This is a genomic window from Sporosarcina psychrophila, assembly GCF_001590685.1.
Taxonomy (GTDB): domain Bacteria; phylum Bacillota; class Bacilli; order Bacillales_A; family Planococcaceae; genus Sporosarcina; species Sporosarcina psychrophila.
The window spans coordinates 1,704,793-1,723,678 of sequence record NZ_CP014616.1 but is presented as its reverse complement, the minus strand read 5'-3'; the positions used below and the strand labels follow the sequence as shown (position 1 = coordinate 1,723,678).

Sequence of the window (18,886 nt, the reverse complement as noted above, 5' to 3'; positions counted from 1 at the left end):
TGTCATTCCCCTTTCGCGAGTTTTTCTAAAGTCTCTTCAAAAACCGTTTTGATTTCATCGACAGTATAGTCGTAATCCATCGCGTTGCGGATGGCCCGTTCGAATTCCGTTTGGACGGAAGCCGTCATCGTTTCCTGTTTCATGGAGTTCTGTATTTCCGCGACAAAAGTCCCTTTGCCATGGACTGTTTCGATGAAGCCCTGTGACTCCAGGTCCTGATAGGCGCGACGTATCGTGATGACGCTAATCTCCAGGTCTTTCGACAGCACCCTGATTGATGGAAGCGGCGTTCCTGCAGGTAAATGGCCTCCTGCAATCAGTGCTTTCAGCTGCTTTTCAATCTGGTGATAAATCGGTTCACGAGAATCTTTGGATAAGCGTATCGGCAGCAAAGTCCAGCCCCCCTCTCACAGATATTCCGTTTTCTTAATGGTTTTTCTCATATCCGCTTGCCAGTATTTACAGCCCGCAATGCTCAAGACAATAGCCACGATGACTGACAGCAGTGTCCATTCAGTTGCAAGCGACATCGTCCAGTGGATAAAGCCGTTCTCTGATAAAAGCGGGAACATGAAATAAAGTGCAACGGCGCCAATCACCAAGTAAATAAACGATTTTACGATGGTACTCGTATTGAAATTTCCTCCCGCTTCGCTCGCCGCCATGATAAAGCCGACTGAAATCGATAAACCCAGCCAAATCAGCAGGAATGCGATGTAAGCGATAGGCGTCATCATGTCCCGGAAATTCTCCGACATCAGCGGCATCGCGATGAACAGAACCAACTGGAACGGAAATGAACAGAATGCATGAATGATGAAGCGGCTTTTGACGATGATGTTTTTGGAGATCGGCAGCTGCTGCAACATGATAATTGAGGGCGCTGTCCATAAATCCCCATCCATCTTCTGCATCTGGAATTCCTTACCTTTCATCCAGGCCGGAAACATGAAGAAAATCAGCATGAACATAAAATCAAAGAATTTGAATTCGCCTTCCAGGTAAACATCGAACGACAGCATGAAAATCAGGCTCATCACAATATAGAAAATCAAGATCAGTAGAAAGCTTTTTATTGAAGCCTTTATTTCAAAAGCTGCGAGCCTGTATGCTTCTTTCCATTCATTCATATATAAACACCCTTCCTTAACTGTTATACTGTTTATACTCATATACACAGTAACACATTCTTTTTAGAGTGGTCAATTCATTTTAAAAAAGAATAAACAGTAGTTGAGGAGCGCGGCATAATTTTCTTGAAGAGAAATATAGTGAAAACAGTTGAAATAGATGGAAATATCTATATTACAACTGTTGATGTTTTATTGCTTATTAAATAGCAGTGGACGCAAGTTATAAAAAACTTGCGTCCACTTTTTATTTATGATCAGATTTTATTCTCTATCTACAAGTTCTAAGAATTTATCTCTCCAAGCTACAGCAACTGCACGACCCTCTTCCGGCAAATCGTTTGCAAATGGAGATAAATACAGTACAGTTGGTATCCTGTTCTTTTACCCTACTTACTAAAAAGACTGATTTGATGTCATTCATACATCTTTTTTTAATGCCCAAGGAGGGATTCGTCACCCGACCGACGGCTTAGCTAAACACTAGGAACCTCATGATAATCATTTGCAAACTTTACGTTGTGGGCCTGATTATTCTTCGGTGCCTCTACTCACAAGCTTATGACTTATCAAATCGTTTAGGGTCAAACTAATAGTATTCAACGGTTTGTGGACAATAAACACAGACACATCAATTTCGTTTTTGTCGGCAACTGATGTCACTATTCCTTTTGTGTAAAAAAAAGATGAACGAAATCTGACTTCTAAATTCCAACTTTATAAACAACATATCAATCGATATTTCTTTCAAAAGCATAGTGTCGAAACGCGCTAATCAATTGTCGTGTGAGAAATCCGCGTAGTTACTGTTCAAAACAATCAAATTCAACCAGGCTCTCAGCAAATAAAAAACACCTGAAACATTGAATTAACAATGTTTCAGGTGTTTTTATTCAAACTATTTTTATTACATTATGTCCCAGAAGGGATTCGAACCCCCGACCATGTAAACTTTTGTAAATAGATAAGTCGTCTGCACGCCAACAGTACCAACGTTTGTAGCGATTATGGGATTCTAACATTGAGCCTTCTTAGTTCGAAATCAACTTCCTTCGTCATTATAAGAGACGACTTAGCAATTAATCAACAAATTTCCATTCAGATCCTGCAGCTGTTTTCATAACTCCATTACAAGCACGTCTAATAGAAGTATCGCTAATGTTATTTTCTCTTGAAGCTTGTTTTACAGAAGGATAAATTATTTCAGTTTTATCACTCAATATTTTAGCTACTTTCCTATACTTTATTACAGGTCCTTTACGCAAACCACTTTCATAAGCATGACGATTGTTGCCACCTTTTGTAGTCCATTCTAAATTCGTTGCTACGTTGTTTAGTTTATCTCCGTCAATGTGATTCACAATATTACAGTCAATGAGCTGAGGACAAAAAGCCAACGCAACTAAACGATGCACTTTCATAAAGCGATATTTTCCATCATTGCCTAACAGATAAACTAACCAATATTGATTCCTTTTTTTATGCCTACGAGGTATTAATATTGCACCCTGTTTTCCAAGTTTATAGCTTTTTACTCTTCCTAAATTGCTAACTTCATAATCAGCAAATCCCTCAATTTCTTTCCAAATCTCAATTTCCATTCCGACTCACCTCAGTGCCATTGTATTGAATTTTTTTCAGATGTCATGGCGAAACAAGAAGAAAGTTTATTAATATTATTCAAAATCCTTAATCTTGAATATTAATATTCAACGAACAGGAGTTTCTATGTATTTGATATATGTAAAATATATCAAATCTATATATATAGAAGGAATTTAGCTGGAGGTCTTGCGAGGCAGAAAGTATGTAGATTAGACATAAAACTTAAATTTTACCATCTGTAAGTTGCCACAAAAAAAGAAGTAGCGATTAAGCTACTTCAATCTCACCTTTTTTACTTTATCGAGAAATTCATCGAATTGATCTTTGAACCGTTCAACTGACATATGCCAGTCATGTTCACGATAATCAATCATCATATAATGACCGTGTTTTTCAGCATAGCATTGTTTTTATTGGACACTATAATATTTATATTTTGAGCTGCTTTTGACGTAACATCTTGCTTTAATGTTTTTCCATGTTGAATATAATGGATGGTCTTTCTTTCTCATTCCGATTCACCTCACCCTTAATATATTGTGAAGTTTGAAATTGTAAAAGCAACTAAAATCAATATTTTATTATAAAAAAAGGACCAAGTAGGGCTTTACGGCATCTAAAGCTTATGCTGTCGGTGATACAGAAACTTCCTTTTTCATAATGGCTTTCCATACTTTTCTTTGTTCATTTATTTGTTGTTTTGTATCGGAGTTGTCGTTTCTAATTTCTCTGTCAGTCGCGAAAATTGGCATATGATAAACTGGATTTAAATTTAACCAATATTCGTACATTAGGTCTAACAATTTTCTTGAATGATCGGTGACCTCATCAGAAAAATATAACTCATTATAAATTAGATAATCGCTAGCGTCATACCATTTAACTTCAGCTCTATTGTAGTCAATGACTTTTTTAAGTCTGTGTATTTCTGAAATTGCTTTATCTTTTTCTTGTTCCCATAAAGAAACAATTCTATTTTTGTCTCCTGTATTCATTTCCATTACTTCACAATAGGTTTTTACGTCTTCTATAGCTGCGTTTTCAAAAGTGGGAAAACTTTGAAATCCTCTTAAATATGTAATATATCCTAATGCTTGCTCGGTTAAGAAATACAGTTGTGGGTATCGTTCATTTTGTTTACTATTGAATGTCTCAAAGTTTAATAACATCTTTTGATGTTCAAGTTTTAAAGACTCCAATTTATTTTGTTGAGTACTTCTTAAATCTTCTATTTTAGATTGTACGTCATGGTCAACGTCCCCCTTTAAGGAGATTAAATCCTCATCTACCTCTCCCTTAAGTTTAGTTAATCGGCTCTGGAATCGATGTTCAACGGCTTTTTGAAAAATAAAGTAAAATGCAACACCTAATGCAGCAAACAAAGCAAAATTTGAGATAAAGGTATCCCACTGATTAGATAGGTACGTTGTAACAGCTGTTGGTATTGTCCCTAAAAGAAACGACATAATATCTCCCTCCATTGATCTATTTAATGAAAACCTAGTATATTGATTTGATTATATCACTGGAAAAATAATGTCGGACAATTATCAGTGAATAAAATTCTCATTTTATTGACTATGTATATAAACGAAAAAAAACGGAGCACCGATTAAGGCACTCCGACAATGTGATTAAGATCAATTTGGTGCAAAGCTATAGGCACGTTTAGATTGTAAATCGGTTACTTTGCCATCAGCCCATAATTCAACAATGTAAACTTGTTTTGCTTTCATTGCTTGTTCAGTGTCAAGTCTTGGTTTAATGACTTTAACATCGCTCAATGACAAAGCATAAGCGTCTGGATGTGCTATTGCGAAAGCAGCGTGAGTGCCGTCATTGTACATAAATGAACTTATCAAATACACAGGTAATCCAAGCAATGTAGCATCTGCACCTTCGGGAATGTTATCGAAGCTTAGTCTTTCATTGCTTTGAGCATCTAAAACACTAAATCCTGCTTCTCCTCCGATTAACCAAAAAGCATCTTTTGTTTTCCCCATTAGACTCATTTGTCGATATGCAAATAACACATCTTTGTAGCTCAGGGGCTCTCCAGACTTTGTTGATATTGGCTGGTTTGCGCTTGGAAAAAGTCGTTCAAAACTAACATCTTTTACTGCTTGTGTATCAGAATTTTGATATCCGTAAACCATCATTTGAGATTCTAATCCATGTAAAATACGGTTGAATGCCATTTTTTTAACAAATTCAATAACATCAACTGCACTTTCATCTTCAAAGTCTACGGATAATTCAATCGCTTCAGCGAATCGTTTTGGTTTTACAGTGACGCCATCAAATTTCAATCTCCGCACATTGGCATTTCCTTTTTCGGGAATAATGCTGGAAGCTCCTTTGTCGACATAACTTCCTACTGGTATAATTTTACTTTGGTTTCCGTCAATAATATTCAATTTATTAATGAAATTAGATTTTGAAGTGCCTGTAAAACCTTGAATAATTACGTCTTTAATTGGTAGTGTTTCAATTATTACACCTGTATTTTTTGTATCTGCCATAATAAATTCCGCCTTTTCGATTGTTTTTTTTGTTTTTTCGCATTAAAAAAGCCCGACCTCGGAAAGTGAATTCCAAAGATCGAGCATGAGTATTGCTTGTACCTATATTGAGTTTTAGTTTTCTGCTGATTTATTCATCGTCATCATCATCATTTAACAATGCTAATAATGGATTGACCGCTTTTATAGATTGTCCGTTCATTTGCTTCATTTTTTTTCGTTCGATTTCTACTTTTGCCATGTCGTTTGCTAACCGCAATCGGTGACTCAATGGAATACATAACAGGCTCATGTGCTGAACGATGGCTTTGTCGTAAGCGTGTATTCTCCGCTCAAGTGATACAGTTCGTTCATCTAACGGGTTTAAATCGTTCAGTGCGTCACTTAGTGCGTTGTAGCGGAATTGACTTCTAGCAAGTATTGATAAGGAGGCAGAATCTGCTTCGTTGAATGTGTCATTCAGCTTGACAAGTTTATTAAATATTTTCTTTTCATCTTTTGATAGTGATGAAAAAGGCTTTGGTTTTTTTGGTGCCATTGCTTGTACTATTGCTTCAGCTTCTAATCGTGTTTCACGTTCATCTTTAGTCATATTCATCGTCATTTGATTAACAGATTTAGTTGGTCGAGCCATGTTGATTACTTCCTTTCCAATAAAAAACACCAGCAGGCAAAATAGCCATTACTGATGTCGATTTATTTAATATTTAGCCATTGTGATTTACGGCATTGTCAAAAATTCTTAGTTATAGGAAAAACTTTTTCCTGGCGCTGACCACCCGTTGTCCTTCCGTACCCTACTCAGGATAAAAACGCCTACCTAGGGGGAGGGTCTAATGTACCTTTGATTCAGTCAGTTGCTTATCTATCTCATCCCATATCAATAGAGCTTCATGTGACAATGGTTCAGCTTCAACGAGCAGTCCAGTGTTGTAATCATACTTACCGACTTCATTAGTCCGTGTGTAGCCAGTGCTGTAACATAGCCAATCAGGTTCATGTCCGTTGTATTGGTACCACTTCCACATATGAATGGACGATTCAAGTGCTTCACTATCATCATCAATGAGTGGCTTATCATCGGCTATATCAACCATGTTAATCGTCCTCGCTTTTATAACAAATTTCCTTCTATAAGTTTCATCATCAGCTTTCGTTTCCTATTTACGATGGTTGCTCTTGAATGCCTACCACTGAGTAAAGCATCTTCACTAACAGAAATTATGCAGCCATCTTTATCAATAATGGTGACCAATTCGATTCCGTTCTTAACTACTCGAGGACGTGTTTCGGCTGTGTGCTTGATGTTGTCAAGTCGTTGAATGATGCGTGGCTCATCTTGTCTGTAGTTGCCTAATCCCTCATGTTTCTTTTTCATATACAACCATAGCAATTGATCTTCAACAGCCACTTCTAACATATCACGACTAAACAAATGCTCCCGAGTAGTCGTACCATCAAACACTCGAGCAACTGTCTTCTTATACTTTGGCTCATGTGGCTCAGGCACTATAATTTCCCATGTAATTTTAGACATGATTTTGTTCCCATCTAATTTGATTGATTATTCAGTCTTCAATATACATATTCAATTACTCGATTCCTTCAAATACATCCAAAAAATTTGGCTGTTTATGCGTCTTAGGTTTTTCAATTTGTAATATCATTCTTTTGATCTTGGCCTGTTTAATAATTTCAGCTTTGATTTGTGCCGTAACACTTGGAAATCCATTCTCATCTGCTTCAGCCTCATATACTTCAAATACCGATTGTGGCACTTTGAAATGAATTTGTTTATATTCAGTCATCTTCTGTTTGCTCCTTTTATCTTCTTATTGATTGTTATTGCTTTCGATCGCTTCTACATATATATCCGTTACTCATGAGAATCTAAGTAGCACAATGCAAAAGAAAACAGCCACCAAATTAATGATGACTGTACCTTTTCACACACCAAAACCCGTCTTCAACGTCAATATTTTTTCACTTGATGTAGTGGTTTCTTCTTCAGTTGCTCCTGTTGTTTGTTGTTCCAACAGTTTGAGCATTCCTTCTCTTGCCTGTTCATACATCGTTATCACATATGTTTCTTCGAATGGACTGAGCTCATGTTTAGTACATATGTTGAATACATCCCATATTTCAGCTTTCGTTTCGACTATCTCCGTTACAGCTACAATCATCTTTTCAGTTAAGTTACTCATATCAAACTACTCCTTTCTGTTTATTTGCGAACATGCTCTTCATTAAGTCTGTTGCATCATCATTCGTTACTTCAGATGGTGGTTTGAATTTGAATGCTGACAACTGCTTTTTGAAATTCATTTCTTCTTGAAGCAACTGATTATCAATCGTTTCAGTTACATCGCCTTTTGATAACGTTTCAACATTGACCTTTTTGTATTTCTTCAACCAAGCCAATAACTCTTTCATTTCATCGAAACTGAGTATGTCTTCATCTGATTCAAGAACTTTATTTGTATTTCCGTTCAATCGTGCCTCAAACTTTTTAGCCCCATGCCACTTCTCATATAAATGTATTGGCATTGCATATTGTCCTTCTGTGTACAATTGGACATGCGAATTTAACAATTGACGATATTCCATGATTGCTTCAAGTTCCGTTGTTTTAGATCCTATTGGTCGGTCAATTTCAACCAATTCAACTTTGCTAACGTCAATATTAAGCTCCTTGTTGCGCCCTTGTGTTCTTAATCCGAAGTAATCTTTCAATCGTCCAGCAATATTGATGTTGATGATTGGCTCTGGCATCCTTCGTAAAGCATTGATTCCGTATGCTTCACCTAATTCTTGAAGGACTTTCATCTGCAATTTGCTCGATTCCTCGGCTATGTACGATTTAGACGCATTGCTTTTTATCAAAGGAATGATTTTCAGCTTATATTCTTCACCGTAAATTGTTCCGTATGCTTGATGTGCGATCTCTTGCATTACTTTCATCAGTCTCTTACGAAAAGCAATTCGACCATCTTTTGCATAATCGTAATAAATATAATTCACGACTTTTTTATAATAAGTTGGTAATATTTCTCCAGTTTCTTTGTCATACTCAGGAACCACTCCATCATAACGAATCCAAGTTGGTATTTCCGTAGGCTTAACGATGATGTGATGCTTTTTAAGAAAATCAAAATATCCTTTGATTGTTCCCCTTGAAAATGTTGGAATGAGATTGTTCTGACAAGCTATATTTGCAAGCTCTTCTTGAGTTGGAACGATTTCTTTCTCAAGGATTGATTTCAACCAGAACTTCAATAATTCAATATCATGTTTACCAATATCGCAGCCTATGATTTCAAGAAATTCAGCGTCTTCCTTTTGTTCCGATGACTGTTCTTTAGGCTCAAGAATAATGGTAGTAAATCTTCCACGTTTGCCTTGTGTAACGTGATTGCTTTCTCCGAGCTGCTTTAAATAATTATCTTTGTTTCTTCTAAACGTTTTTTCATCAATCCCATTTAGCTCTTGTTCGCATAACTCTGCGACCAAATATTCTTTTTTCATATTGGATTACTTCCTTTGTCTCATGGATTTGGTGGCGCTGAGTCAACTCGCCATCTTACTAGTATTACTATAGCTTGGTGAGTTGGCTCAGCGCTAAACTGTGAGTTTTTGTAAGTCATGTTTTGCTTTAGTCATCAATGGTATATCCATGTCTAATTCGTTTGTATTAACGAATACATATACGTTATATTGTGGATTTTTTTTATTTGGAACGACTTTAAATAGATCGTGACCTGCTTGCATTAATTCCATTGCTAACCATTTCGTGAAAATTTCTTTGTATTTGTTCATTTGACTGAGCTCCTTTGAGTGCTAATTATTTCAAATATCCTCGAGCGGTTAATGCTTCTTTGACAAGAATTCCCGTAGCTTGTGATTCACTTCGTTCATTGTTTTCTTTGTAGCGTAAAAAAGCTTCGTATACAGCTGGTTCGATGTAACCTTGTAGCTTTTCTGTTTTGTTTTGTTTTCTTTAATTTTCAGCATTTCAATTCCTCCTGTAAGTTGCTTATATAACTTATGTACACAACTTCATTCAAAGTAAGTGATAGTGAATCACTTTTATTAAATGATTCGACACTACCATTATATTGAACATATCTGAGCTGCAAGGACGATTTCAAAAGTATTTACGAAAAAGTTGCTGGCATTATTTGGTGTGATAGAATCAAATTATCAGATAAATGAGGAGATGTTGAACTGTGCAAAAAGAATTGCTACCGTACTTACAAACGCTTGCAGATGTATTAAGAGAAAATGAAATGGCTCATTTAATTGAGGAAGTGGCTAAGAAGGATTTTCATATGGCGCAAGTGTTGGAAATCATGATTCGTGAAGATCTAGCTCATTTGGAGTCTTAACCAATACAGAAGTGTATTCGTTGAAATCAATTGGTGACGCAATTTTGCGTTGCCAAAAGTAGATGTCCAGTTTTCTCTGGAGATGTCCCCAATTTTGGGGACATGCAATCTTAAGTCGCTCAGGACGACTTTGAAATTTGGACATGCATGCCATGCATAACTGGAATCTCAAGGAGAGGGTGATAATCCCCTTTCCTTCATCAATCACATAAGGAGGTTTTACATATGAACATGAAGTTGATTTACAAAAAAAATCTTATGGTGGATTTAGTGAAGCTCGGAAACGACCTAGAATACAGCTCAAGGAATCGAAAAAATTCTAAGTATCAAGTATTTTTCTTTCCACACACAAAAAAACTCGATATGGACATTGCTTTCCTTACAGGGAAAGAATATGTTCCAGATGAACGAGCCGTTGAATGAAAGATAGGTTGCAAACAATAGGATTGGCTCTTGCTTGTTTCTCAATGATGTTCGGTGTGATTGCAATGGTTGTTGTGGCTGCATTTCCTAAAGATGATATGCAAGATGCTATTGCGAAGGATAATATGGAACGTGCGAAAGTACGAGCTGAATTGTATCGGAGTCTTGAGTGAGGTGTGTAACGCTGAGTTACATGCCTTTTTCACTTGCTCAGGGGCGTCTACATTGTATACTCCCTTTTTAATTTTCGGATATGCAAGTTTTGCGTATCAGCTTTTTGACCTTGTATCACGATTGATGATACCGACTTTTAATTCATTTGCAGGAGAATTGTCCTATTTTGTCGAAATAATAGAGAGGAGGTTTTTATTTGTATAATAACATTACAAAACTTATTGGTTTTTCAATAATAATACTAGCTTGTTTGAATATTTTTAATGTCGTGGATTTATCCCCAATTTATGTAATGGGTTTTTCAATGGCAGCAGCTTCCTTTTCATTAATTGAGTTTCTTGAATTTAAAGCTGAAGAAGAAAATGACTCTTTTAAATTCACTAAAATAAAATGGGGTTTATTTTTTTTAGCTGTACTTTCATTTATGGTAATCCCTGAATTATCCTTCGGTTGGTCAGACGTTGTAATTGTTAAAATAAGTGAATTTGCAACACTTTTGAGTATAGGTATTGTATTTGTTATTTTAGGATTGAAACAAGAAAAAGTAGCTTCGGAAAAATTGAAACAAATAATGGACCAAAAAATCCAAGAAATTTTACCAAATATTATCAAAGATGAAGTGCAAAAAAAGACAGATGAATTATTAAAAAATGGCTATATTAAAAAGGAAGCAATAAAAGCGATGGATGAAATTAATAAACAACAAAACACAAAGAAAAATAGCTAAGAGCGTCCTTCGGGATGCTTTTTTATTTGTTTAAGAAAAAGGTACATATGCTTTATATGTACCTTTTAAGGACTCAATATTTATTTGCATTTGGAGAGAATAATTCTTTTATTAAAAACATTGTTTCAGGCTCCATTTTTTTAGCTAGATCAATTAGTACTTCATCTTCATGCCATTTTGCTAACTCTAACAATTCTTTTAATAGCATTGCAGATGCGATTAATTCACTCGCTTTTTCTTCGGAAATCATTTCACTTGGGGATTTAGTTACATTTTCATAATGGTCCACATAAAAAGACGAATTTTTAAAGTCATTAAGTTTTCGTATTTCATCTTTACCTATCATAAACTCAGCATTGAGATTTCTCATTATTTCATTCATCGCTTCTTTTTTGTTTTCCTTACCTAAAGGATTTCCATGTTTTTTTAACATCTTCACAAATGAGTAAGCCAATTCAATTTTGTCTTGATGACTTGTCTGTCTACGTAGGAGTTTCTTCACATCCAATGCTCTTATTTTGAATTTCATTATTGCGGAAGCCAACATAAAGCAGCGGGCCCATTCTTCAATAGCAATATGAGCCAGTAAATACGCTCTAGCATACTTATTATTGTCATATAACAACTGCGATTCTTCCAACAGCACACAGCCATTGTAAAATGTTTTGCTATAAGCTATTTGGATTTCTTTAAAATTATTTAAACTCAAAAATTTCACCCCGATATGGTTATGTATTCAGATTTCCCAATGCTTTTTCTGTAATCTTATTCACATCTTCTTCTAATTCCAATTGACGAATTTTCCTATGACAGTTCGGACATAAAGCCACCACATTGTCCATCGTATCACTCCCACCTTTGGATAAGTAATGAACATGATGTACTTCTAAAAATGGGTTCCCTTGCTTGTCCAAGAATGGAGCTTCATTGTCATATAGCTGACAGATGCCTTTTGCTGCCCCTCTTGCAAATTCTTTTACATACACACTTCTACTGAATACAGAAGTTTGAATGATCTTACGGGTATCATTTGATTTTGATTGCCGTTTTTATTTATTATTACTTTTTCGAATTTCCAGCCATTCATTCTGCTTCTTTGAATATTATTTCAAATGGTAGTTGTTTATCAATTCCCACCACACCTAAATCATTTGCGATATCTTTAATATCTCCTAATTCTACAATGACATCTTCATCTAAGGGTTTGTTAATAATAAAACGATATTCTTTTTGATGTTCAAAGAATTTCACTTTGTATAACAAAGCACGAGCCGGATTTTTCTCGTACTCTTCTTCAGAAAGTGGATGTGAATTTATCTTATCGTCATAATATGTGACCAAACCTTTTGCTAAAGGATACTTCATTGATTCAATTGATTTATCGAATCGTTCAAATACCTTTGTAATATCACTAAATAAAATCATATGCCTTCCATTAAACTGTTTTCTTAGTTCTATATCAACTTCTGATTTCAATTTTATTTTATTTTCATTTGGTATTATTTCAAAATCATTCTTCAAAGATAAAAATACAAAGCAACATATTGGCAACAGTGATAGTCCATCATATCTGTTACGTAACACAGCTGTTTTAGTATGCAATGGCAGCATTTCACCATCCACTTCCAAAAACACTCGGTGGCTATCATCCAATACTCTGCTCCAACTACCTTCATGTTTATCTGCTATTCCTTTATTTTTCTCTTGTTCTTCGAGTTCAATAAAATGTTTATTTCTAGCAAAATAAATGTTTCCATCCATAGTAGTTTCAACAAATTGAGGTTCTACAAATTTAACTAAAATAGTTATATCTGAATCTCCTAACATATTCTTTATATTCATAAAACGACCTCCCCTTCCATCATTGTATCAAATTAGGCGTTGCTGAGTGCGTCAGCTTTCGTCACTGACCATTTCCATATCACTTAATTACATAATGACCGCAGAACGCCTAGCCATCGATTTAGGTGTTTCTTTATGTTTCAATGTATTTTTCTTTAATGAAGGAACATGACTTCCAAATGAATCTCTGTAGCCATCCTTGCATTTAAATTCATTCAAATATAATAACGTCATGAATCAAATCAAACAACAGGAGGCAACGAAATGAAGAAATTAGTTATACGAAATAGCTCGCTGTTCGGAGAGATCAGACTCGTAAATGTTGGTGGTGTATATCATGCGGTATTAAGTGATATTGCAAAAGCATTGGGTAATAAAAAGAGTGTGATTTCGAGTAGTAATTGTAAAAGTATTGTCAAATACCCTGTACCTACAAATGGCGGAAGTCAAATGATGAATGTTGTTTCAGCAAATGATGTGCAACGAATCATCATTAAATCTAGAATGCCGTTTGCAGAAGAATTTGAGGAATGGGCGAACAAAGAGCTTTTACCTTTTATGAAAGGTAGTCATTAATAAAGGAATTCTTTTTAAAAGGAGTCCTTACAAAATGGACTGACACAATATAATACACGGTATAGCAGGTAAACAAACAAAAAAATTGTCCATGAGACGTTAAACAAAAAGGAGAAACCTATTATGACAACACAACAAACAGCAACTACGGCGAACGAAATCGAACTGGCTCAACAAGAAAGAATTGAATCGTATCAAAAATTAATGGACTCGGAGCTTAACGACAATTCTCTTGGCTTGGTAGCTGCACACAATGACATTGTTCGTTACGTTCCATTGTTAGGCAAATCAAAATCAGTTAGGTTCAACTTTGAAATAAAAGAAATGATTGCAAAATTGCGCTCTTTCTCGAAGAAAAATGATGTATATTGGACACCGTCTGTGCGTTTAGCAGCTAGTAAAGAAAGCAAAGATGCATTAGAAAAAATTAAAACAATCATTGAGCAAGGCAACGAAGAATTGACCGCTCTTAAAGCTTTGCACAATCACACAGTATCTGAAGACTTTATTGCACAGTATTGGAAATTAGCTTATTCAAAAAAACCTATTGTTTACCGTGAAGCTATGAAAATTGAAAAAGCGTATGAAATCATTGAAACGGCATATATTTTAGACACTCTGGAAAAAGAAAATGTCAAACCAGGCAAGCTCATGGGAGTAATGCTCAAACATGACGATGAAACATGCAATTTCGATTATCGTGTATCTTTAAAACGTGGTCGCTACAAATCAAGAGTGAAAAAAGGGACTTCGATTTATGGGCCATTTCTTGGGGAAAATGCCATGCCCGACTTTTGAACATGATGAATAACTATTACATTCACACTCATTCGCTCAACGGAGTCGTCTTCTATGTCGGCTCCGATTGGGCAAAAGCTAATCCAAATCAAGCATACGAAACAGAAAGGAATTTTGTCTTTGAACTCTAACAGAATCTGTTCTTGTGGCAAGTTAGTAGCTACAGGAACTAAATGCCCTTGCAAAAAAAGAAACACCGCCGCCTCTGACCACATTAGTGGACACCGAAAGTTCCAAACTTTAAGGAAGAAAATCGTGCTCAGAGAGAAAGGTCATTGTCAACGCTGTAGAATAAAGCATGACTTACTCATCACTGCTGACCTTGAATGTCACCATATTAAGAGCTACAGGGACTTTCCTGAGTTGGCTTATGATGAAAACAACTTGATTATGGTATGCAGGCAATGCAACTTGGATCTCGGAAACAACAACAAACTAGACTTCAATGTAGAAACTCTTGAAGAAGTCGAATATTATCTATTAATATTGTGATTTTTTCATTGGTATAATCAAATCATCACTACGACTCGCTAGGTTCGTTCCTAGCGGGTTGTTTTTATGTTCATGAACATTCCTATTACTGAAAGGATAATTGATTGCTAGTGTCGAAATATGTATGTTGGGAGGTGATATTGATGTCTGATAATAATTTTGACTTTAATTCTGCTGTTCGAAATATGAATGCTTCATTAAACCGAGATATGAAACTGATATCTGACCTCAACTCTTTAAAACGTATAAGAGAATCTGAACAACACGAAGCTTTATTACGAATTGCCGACAACACTGAAGGCATTCAAGAGTTAGTAACTTTGGTTCGTCAAGGCAATGAAATTAATCAAGAAGCATTTGCTTTACTCCAAGAAATACAAACAATTATGACGGCACCAACTCGAGAAGAAGGAGAGTCTATTCTTCGGCGAGTATTAAATAAAGCAACTCAAGCCAACGAGGATTTAGACACTATCCAAACTTTATTGAGTCACGGAAAAATGTTAATAGGAGCTATTTTCCCTGATTCTGGAGCTTAACAAAACGAGGAAATAACATCAATTAGAAAATCAAATTGGTCACAATTTTATTACATCGCTAGACACCGTTAGCTTTTTGCTGTGGTGTTTTTCTTTTAGTTTTTAATAAATCCTATACAAACAAATAAAACCGCTCATCATGTAGATGAACGGCTATTCCTTATATCCTCAAACTCTTTTCTAATTTTAGCTAATATTCTCGAATAAGATTCCCCTAGCACCCATATATCATCATCATCTTCTCCCATTACATATATTCTTTCATATGATGCTTCTATGTAATCAAATTCTTTAGAAATTTCATCATCGAGTAAATGATAAATCTCATACAAAATTGGTTGGATATGCTCAATAAACTTAACACCATATAATTCAGTTTTACCTGTATGATGGTCCCATTCACTTACTATATAAGTGCTGTTCAAATGAAGAATCTTGCTGTAAGCTCTTATTTTAATTTCTTGATTCTTTTTATTTTCGTCATCTTTTATTTTTTCACGTTCAAATTGTTGTTGTTTTTCTATACTATGCTTTTGAACGTAGTATGTAATGAATCCACCTACAATTACCCCTAGCAGAGATGCTACCAAGCTGTTACTAAAAATATCGCTTACAATATCAACTAATGCTTGCCAATTCATTGCACTAACCCCTCCTTTTCTATATTTTATCATAATAATAGATGAGCGCAGTTTTACGTCCATCTAAATAAAAAAGTAACGCCAGTTTTAGCTGACGTTACTCATTTTCAATTTTGAAATATTTTTTAATAAATGCTCTCTCCTCTTCAATAGATAACAACCCACTAGCCTTTCCAACATTCCCTTCTTGCAAATCCCAAATGGCATTATGGTCTTTATCTGCCCTTGAGAAATCATTGTTTGCCCAGCGATTAAGAATGTCCAAATACACTGGAACGCTGATATATTTATTTGCTTCGACAACCTCAATCAAACGTTGCACACGATCTTGAGTCATAGGAAGGAAACCCCATTTATCTTCAGCTGCTACTTTTTGGTGAGACATACCATGAAGTGCTTCTTGTATCCCATACTCTTCCATTGAAGTTGGAAATTCTTCTTCAACTGGTATTGTTCTTTTTTCGTCAATCTCAATTACTGGTATTACAACTCCCGCTTTTGGTCCACTAGGTTTCTCCTCGATTGTTACACTGCCCTTATTCCACTGATTGAAAACAAGGTACGCACTTAAGCTCAGTGCAACAATCCCCGATGTTATTAATATAGTTTTTTTATATTTCACTTAACTCACCTCTGATTGATTGTAATGCACCAAGTATTGGATAACAATCTATATTTAAGCATATTATTACATTTCATTTTCATTATGAGAATACATCACTAAAGACCACTGCTACGTCAGCTTTCGACAGTAACAACTCCCCTACATTTCTCTATTCCGAATGATTTCAGAACTTGTAGCGATGTAAGATAAACTATTCAGAATAACTTTACTTTAAAAATCACCTTTACCGTTTCAAAATCCACACTACAATAGCTCCAGAAAACAAAAACAAAACAAAAAAGGTGGATGATTGATATGACAACAGCTACAACAACTATGGAAATGACAAAATTAATTGAAGAGTTTTGCAAAAATCCGAATGAGCCAACTCAAGAAGAAATACAAGCACTTCTTAATTTCTTGAATGATGTATATACACCAAAATCCGCTGTATATTACATGAATGTATTTATTGAATTTTATTCTAGCAAGTCAAAAGTAAATGATAATGTTATGAATATGGCATTAGCATTTATGAAAGATTTGCAATCACAACTTATGGAACAGCAATATCCGAGTTGGGAAATGCAGTGGGAAAAAGCTTATAAAGAAACATTGGATTATGTGTTAAAAAATAAAAACGGTCGTTTTTCAGCAGAGGATATTGTAAGCCATATTTCAATGTTGAATTACGTTGAAGAAAATATTAACGACATACTCAGTGAGTTGGAAGAAGTTCACCGTGTTTTACATTCTGGTATGGAAAACATTATGTTTTTCGGATTCCGAGAGCTGTTAAAAAGTGATTATGAACAAGATGAGCATGGCTTTGTAGCAAAAGTCAATGAACACATTGAAATCCGTTTCATGCCATTTGTTTTAGATGAAATGATGATGGCTGAATATAATGTAGAATTTAATGGTGCTCATTTATCATTAAAAATTTATGAAAATGACGAAGAATGGCTTAACATTGTTCTTGAATAATAATCACCAAACGCACCAGTTCAATCGAGCTGGTGTTTTCTTTTTATTTACATACAAATACTCATAAATGTAAAAAGACCGCAAGCTGTGATAGCCTAGCAGTCGTCTGTTCCAATATCACATAAAGTCTCTTAACGAATCTGCTACTTCATCAACATCAATATCCAAGTATTGGGTGGTAATAGCTAAATCCGCATGTCCCAAAGCTTTGCTGATTAATGCAATGTTGGCTCCTTTGTCGTATAAACTTTTTGCATATGCCCTCCGTATTGCATGAGCATTAATATTCGTGAGATCATACCGCTTAGAGTATTTATTTAGCTGTTTTGAAATGGCATTATTGGTCGACTTGCCATTAATGGTCGTTCCTTTTTTTGTGATAATCAAGAATTCATTGTCTTCCTTGTAATAAGAACGAATTTTTTCGTTTTGCTCAATCAACACTTCGTACAATTCAATGAGTTGGTCATCTAAAGGAAGTTTCAAGATTTAACATTTTATTTTCAAAATCAATATTACTCTCTTTAATTTGCCCCAATGTCTTGATACGCACTCCAGTTTTAAAAAGCGTTAATATAGCTACAGCATCTCGTAAACCAATAAATGTCGATGTGTCCAATAGTGAGAGCAAAATATTCAAGTCATTTTGTTTGGCTCCCTTTTTCACTTTCTTATCGAGCTTTATTTGGACAGTAAACCAAAATTGGGAGTCATACCAGCCATTGTGATAACACTTGCCTAAAACGGCTTTCAGACACTTTAAACGAGTGCTTTTAGTAGACTGTGATACTTTCATACTCCCAAGCCATTTATAGATTGTATCAACAGTGATTTCTTCGAGATATTGAACACCTGTAATTTCAGCGAACTTGTTAAAAATTAATTCATAATCATTTAAAGTTCGTTCACGATAACCGTTCAATTTCATTTGTTGAAATATCGTGAACAATGCTTTCTCCACAGACATTCCTTTTGGCGCTGATTTTTCTGTTTGCAACAAATCCGTTTTGATTGAAACATCAAATATGCCACTTCTTTTAGACAATAAAAAAACCTCCCAAATATAATTCGGGAAGTTGATTTTGGCTGACGATTTTTAAGGTTAATTTTTAAAAGTTAGAATACCTTTAGAAATACCTTACTTCGTCAAACCGTTGAACTGATTGAGTTTCTCAAGGTCTTAATTATGTCCCAGGAGGGATTCGAACCCCCGACCGATGCCTTAGAAGGCCGTTGTTCAATCCAGCTGAGCTACTAAGACAACACAGTCATACCAACAATTTGAGACGTTTTCAGACCGTAACTACCTTTGAACCAATGATAACCTTATACAAACCTATCGCAAAGCTCAGTTCGTTAGCAACTTCAATTCACATGGGTGTATGAGGTCACTTATATATAGAAAGTTACCCTTCCTATATATCGGAAACTATGCCCCTCT

At 35.3% G+C, this 18,886-nt stretch carries 27 protein-coding genes and 1 pseudogene; 9 read left to right on the top strand and 19 right to left on the bottom strand.

Features of this window, described 5'->3' with window-relative positions:
- Nucleotides 1–2: 2 nt before the first annotated feature.
- The 13 genes from AZE41_RS08300 to AZE41_RS22635 all read right to left on the bottom strand — a co-directional run bounded on the left by AZE41_RS08300 (nt 3) and on the right by AZE41_RS22635 (nt 9,268).
- On the bottom strand, nt 3–392 hold the full coding sequence (locus AZE41_RS08300; RefSeq protein ID WP_067207939.1) for a GntR family transcriptional regulator: 390 nt from the start codon (nt 390–392) through the stop codon (nt 3–5).
- 15 nt (nt 393–407) lie between these two features.
- Nucleotides 408–1,130, bottom strand: a complete 723-nt coding sequence (locus AZE41_RS08295; protein ID WP_067207936.1) for a hypothetical protein — start codon at nt 1,128–1,130, stop codon at nt 408–410.
- 1,079 nt (nt 1,131–2,209) lie between these two features.
- A complete protein-coding gene (locus AZE41_RS08290; protein ID WP_067207933.1) occupies nt 2,210–2,731 on the bottom strand; it encodes an NUMOD4 domain-containing protein in 522 nt (173 codons plus the stop codon).
- A gap of 627 nt (nt 2,732–3,358) precedes the next feature.
- Nucleotides 3,359–4,201 carry a hypothetical protein gene (locus AZE41_RS08285; RefSeq protein WP_067207930.1) on the bottom strand — a complete coding sequence of 281 codons (843 nt, stop codon included), beginning with the start codon at nt 4,199–4,201 and terminating at the stop codon, nt 3,359–3,361.
- A gap of 174 nt (nt 4,202–4,375) precedes the next feature.
- Entirely contained in the window at nt 4,376–5,257 is an 882-nt protein-coding gene (locus tag AZE41_RS08280; RefSeq protein WP_067207928.1) for a hypothetical protein, read from the bottom strand.
- A 130-nt stretch (nt 5,258–5,387) separates the two neighbouring features.
- On the bottom strand, nt 5,388–5,891 hold the full coding sequence (locus AZE41_RS08275) for a hypothetical protein (RefSeq protein ID WP_067207925.1): 504 nt from the start codon (nt 5,889–5,891) through the stop codon (nt 5,388–5,390).
- 199 nt (nt 5,892–6,090) lie between these two features.
- Nucleotides 6,091–6,354: a hypothetical protein gene (locus AZE41_RS08270; RefSeq protein ID WP_067207922.1), complete on the bottom strand. Its 264-nt coding sequence runs from the start codon at nt 6,352–6,354 to the stop codon at nt 6,091–6,093.
- 17 nt (nt 6,355–6,371) lie between these two features.
- Nucleotides 6,372–6,794: a hypothetical protein gene (locus AZE41_RS08265; RefSeq protein ID WP_067207919.1), complete on the bottom strand. Its 423-nt coding sequence runs from the start codon at nt 6,792–6,794 to the stop codon at nt 6,372–6,374.
- Nucleotides 6,795–6,849: 55 nt separating this feature from the next.
- Nucleotides 6,850–7,065 (bottom strand): hypothetical protein, encoded by a 216-nt coding sequence (locus AZE41_RS08260; protein ID WP_067207916.1) that lies wholly within the window; start codon nt 7,063–7,065, stop codon nt 6,850–6,852.
- A gap of 138 nt (nt 7,066–7,203) precedes the next feature.
- Complete coding sequence (locus tag AZE41_RS08255) at nt 7,204–7,461, bottom strand: hypothetical protein (RefSeq protein ID WP_067207913.1); 258 nt, start codon at nt 7,459–7,461, stop codon at nt 7,204–7,206.
- Between the two features lies 1 nt (nt 7,462).
- Nucleotides 7,463–8,782 (bottom strand): hypothetical protein, encoded by a 1,320-nt coding sequence (locus AZE41_RS08250; protein ID WP_067207910.1) that lies wholly within the window; start codon nt 8,780–8,782, stop codon nt 7,463–7,465.
- Between the two features lie 93 nt (nt 8,783–8,875).
- Nucleotides 8,876–9,073, bottom strand: a complete 198-nt coding sequence (locus tag AZE41_RS08245) for a hypothetical protein (protein ID WP_067207908.1) — start codon at nt 9,071–9,073, stop codon at nt 8,876–8,878.
- A gap of 48 nt (nt 9,074–9,121) precedes the next feature.
- On the bottom strand, nt 9,122–9,268 hold the full coding sequence (locus tag AZE41_RS22635) for a hypothetical protein (RefSeq protein ID WP_156475995.1): 147 nt from the start codon (nt 9,266–9,268) through the stop codon (nt 9,122–9,124).
- A gap of 215 nt (nt 9,269–9,483) precedes the next feature.
- Between AZE41_RS22635 and AZE41_RS22630 the strand changes: the two genes are divergently transcribed.
- The 4 genes from AZE41_RS22630 to AZE41_RS08235 all read left to right on the top strand — a co-directional run bounded on the left by AZE41_RS22630 (nt 9,484) and on the right by AZE41_RS08235 (nt 10,966).
- Entirely contained in the window at nt 9,484–9,642 is a 159-nt protein-coding gene (locus AZE41_RS22630) for a hypothetical protein (protein WP_156475994.1), read from the top strand.
- A 225-nt stretch (nt 9,643–9,867) separates the two neighbouring features.
- Entirely contained in the window at nt 9,868–10,065 is a 198-nt protein-coding gene (locus tag AZE41_RS08240; protein ID WP_067207906.1) for a hypothetical protein, read from the top strand.
- Nucleotides 10,062–10,238, top strand: coding sequence for a hypothetical protein (locus AZE41_RS22625; protein ID WP_156475993.1), 177 nt, complete (start codon nt 10,062–10,064; stop codon nt 10,236–10,238). The genes AZE41_RS08240 and AZE41_RS22625 overlap by 4 nt, the downstream gene beginning before the upstream one ends.
- Before the next feature lie 197 nt (nt 10,239–10,435).
- Nucleotides 10,436–10,966 (top strand): hypothetical protein, encoded by a 531-nt coding sequence (locus tag AZE41_RS08235; RefSeq protein ID WP_067207904.1) that lies wholly within the window; start codon nt 10,436–10,438, stop codon nt 10,964–10,966.
- Nucleotides 10,967–11,039: 73 nt separating this feature from the next.
- Here the strand turns inward: AZE41_RS08235 and AZE41_RS08230 are convergent, their stop codons facing one another.
- From AZE41_RS08230 to AZE41_RS08220, 3 genes are all read right to left on the bottom strand, one after another.
- Nucleotides 11,040–11,675 (bottom strand): AbiV family abortive infection protein, encoded by a 636-nt coding sequence (locus AZE41_RS08230; RefSeq protein WP_067207901.1) that lies wholly within the window; start codon nt 11,673–11,675, stop codon nt 11,040–11,042.
- Between the two features lie 19 nt (nt 11,676–11,694).
- Nucleotides 11,695–11,952, bottom strand: a complete 258-nt coding sequence (locus tag AZE41_RS23520) for an HNH endonuclease (RefSeq protein WP_067207899.1) — start codon at nt 11,950–11,952, stop codon at nt 11,695–11,697.
- 97 nt (nt 11,953–12,049) lie between these two features.
- A complete protein-coding gene (locus tag AZE41_RS08220) occupies nt 12,050–12,808 on the bottom strand; it encodes a hypothetical protein (protein ID WP_067207896.1) in 759 nt (252 codons plus the stop codon).
- A gap of 264 nt (nt 12,809–13,072) precedes the next feature.
- Between AZE41_RS08220 and AZE41_RS08215 the strand changes: the two genes are divergently transcribed.
- The 4 genes from AZE41_RS08215 (at nt 13,073) to AZE41_RS08200 (ending at nt 15,213) form a co-directional block, all read left to right on the top strand.
- Nucleotides 13,073–13,384 carry a BRO-N domain-containing protein gene (locus AZE41_RS08215; RefSeq protein WP_067207895.1) on the top strand — a complete coding sequence of 104 codons (312 nt, stop codon included), beginning with the start codon at nt 13,073–13,075 and terminating at the stop codon, nt 13,382–13,384.
- A gap of 123 nt (nt 13,385–13,507) precedes the next feature.
- Nucleotides 13,508–14,182 (top strand): hypothetical protein, encoded by a 675-nt coding sequence (locus AZE41_RS08210; RefSeq protein ID WP_067207892.1) that lies wholly within the window; start codon nt 13,508–13,510, stop codon nt 14,180–14,182.
- A 54-nt stretch (nt 14,183–14,236) separates the two neighbouring features.
- A complete protein-coding gene (locus AZE41_RS08205; RefSeq protein ID WP_082786527.1) occupies nt 14,237–14,674 on the top strand; it encodes an HNH endonuclease in 438 nt (145 codons plus the stop codon).
- 143 nt (nt 14,675–14,817) lie between these two features.
- Entirely contained in the window at nt 14,818–15,213 is a 396-nt protein-coding gene (locus tag AZE41_RS08200) for a hypothetical protein (protein ID WP_067207890.1), read from the top strand.
- A 137-nt stretch (nt 15,214–15,350) separates the two neighbouring features.
- On the opposite strand, the gene AZE41_RS08195 is transcribed toward AZE41_RS08200, so the two are convergent.
- Nucleotides 15,351–15,854: a hypothetical protein gene (locus AZE41_RS08195; protein ID WP_067207887.1), complete on the bottom strand. Its 504-nt coding sequence runs from the start codon at nt 15,852–15,854 to the stop codon at nt 15,351–15,353.
- Nucleotides 15,855–15,951: 97 nt separating this feature from the next.
- Nucleotides 15,952–16,476, bottom strand: coding sequence for a DUF6241 domain-containing protein (locus tag AZE41_RS08190; RefSeq protein WP_067207884.1), 525 nt, complete (start codon nt 16,474–16,476; stop codon nt 15,952–15,954).
- Nucleotides 16,477–16,773: 297 nt separating this feature from the next.
- Here AZE41_RS08190 and AZE41_RS08185 point away from each other — a divergent pair, with 297 nt between their 5' ends.
- Entirely contained in the window at nt 16,774–17,445 is a 672-nt protein-coding gene (locus tag AZE41_RS08185; protein WP_067207881.1) for a hypothetical protein, read from the top strand.
- 117 nt (nt 17,446–17,562) lie between these two features.
- On the opposite strand, the pseudogene AZE41_RS23640 reads toward AZE41_RS08185, so the two are convergent.
- A pseudogene (locus AZE41_RS23640) lies at nt 17,563–18,490 on the bottom strand (tyrosine-type recombinase/integrase).
- Nucleotides 18,491–18,886 lie beyond the last annotated feature (396 nt).

Coding starts and splice junctions, on each gene's coding strand:
- AZE41_RS22635 (WP_156475995.1), bottom strand. CDS start 9,268: ATGCTGAAAATTAAAGAAAACAAAACAAAACAGAAAAGCTACAAGGTT.
- AZE41_RS08250 (WP_067207910.1), bottom strand. CDS start 8,782: ATGAAAAAAGAATATTTGGTCGCAGAGTTATGCGAACAAGAGCTAAAT.
- AZE41_RS08265 (WP_067207919.1), bottom strand. CDS start 6,794: ATGTCTAAAATTACATGGGAAATTATAGTGCCTGAGCCACATGAGCCA.
- AZE41_RS08195 (WP_067207887.1), bottom strand. CDS start 15,854: ATGAATTGGCAAGCATTAGTTGATATTGTAAGCGATATTTTTAGTAAC.
- AZE41_RS08260 (WP_067207916.1), bottom strand. CDS start 7,065: ATGACTGAATATAAACAAATTCATTTCAAAGTGCCACAATCGGTATTT.
- AZE41_RS08295 (WP_067207936.1), bottom strand. CDS start 1,130: ATGAATGAATGGAAAGAAGCATACAGGCTCGCAGCTTTTGAAATAAAG.
- AZE41_RS08255 (WP_067207913.1), bottom strand. CDS start 7,461: ATGAGTAACTTAACTGAAAAGATGATTGTAGCTGTAACGGAGATAGTC.
- AZE41_RS08275 (WP_067207925.1), bottom strand. CDS start 5,891: ATGGCTCGACCAACTAAATCTGTTAATCAAATGACGATGAATATGACT.
- AZE41_RS08280 (WP_067207928.1), bottom strand. CDS start 5,257: ATGGCAGATACAAAAAATACAGGTGTAATAATTGAAACACTACCAATT.
- AZE41_RS08220 (WP_067207896.1), bottom strand. CDS start 12,808: ATGAATATAAAGAATATGTTAGGAGATTCAGATATAACTATTTTAGTT.
- AZE41_RS08215 (WP_067207895.1), top strand. CDS start 13,073: ATGAAGAAATTAGTTATACGAAATAGCTCGCTGTTCGGAGAGATCAGA.
- AZE41_RS08200 (WP_067207890.1), top strand. CDS start 14,818: ATGTCTGATAATAATTTTGACTTTAATTCTGCTGTTCGAAATATGAAT.
- AZE41_RS08245 (WP_067207908.1), bottom strand. CDS start 9,073: ATGAACAAATACAAAGAAATTTTCACGAAATGGTTAGCAATGGAATTA.
- AZE41_RS08270 (WP_067207922.1), bottom strand. CDS start 6,354: ATGGTTGATATAGCCGATGATAAGCCACTCATTGATGATGATAGTGAA.
- AZE41_RS08240 (WP_067207906.1), top strand. CDS start 9,868: ATGAACATGAAGTTGATTTACAAAAAAAATCTTATGGTGGATTTAGTG.
- AZE41_RS08210 (WP_067207892.1), top strand. CDS start 13,508: ATGACAACACAACAAACAGCAACTACGGCGAACGAAATCGAACTGGCT.
- AZE41_RS08205 (WP_082786527.1), top strand. CDS start 14,237: ATGTCGGCTCCGATTGGGCAAAAGCTAATCCAAATCAAGCATACGAAA.
- AZE41_RS22625 (WP_156475993.1), top strand. CDS start 10,062: ATGAAAGATAGGTTGCAAACAATAGGATTGGCTCTTGCTTGTTTCTCA.
- AZE41_RS08290 (WP_067207933.1), bottom strand. CDS start 2,731: ATGGAAATTGAGATTTGGAAAGAAATTGAGGGATTTGCTGATTATGAA.
- AZE41_RS08185 (WP_067207881.1), top strand. CDS start 16,774: ATGACAACAGCTACAACAACTATGGAAATGACAAAATTAATTGAAGAG.
- AZE41_RS08285 (WP_067207930.1), bottom strand. CDS start 4,201: ATGTCGTTTCTTTTAGGGACAATACCAACAGCTGTTACAACGTACCTA.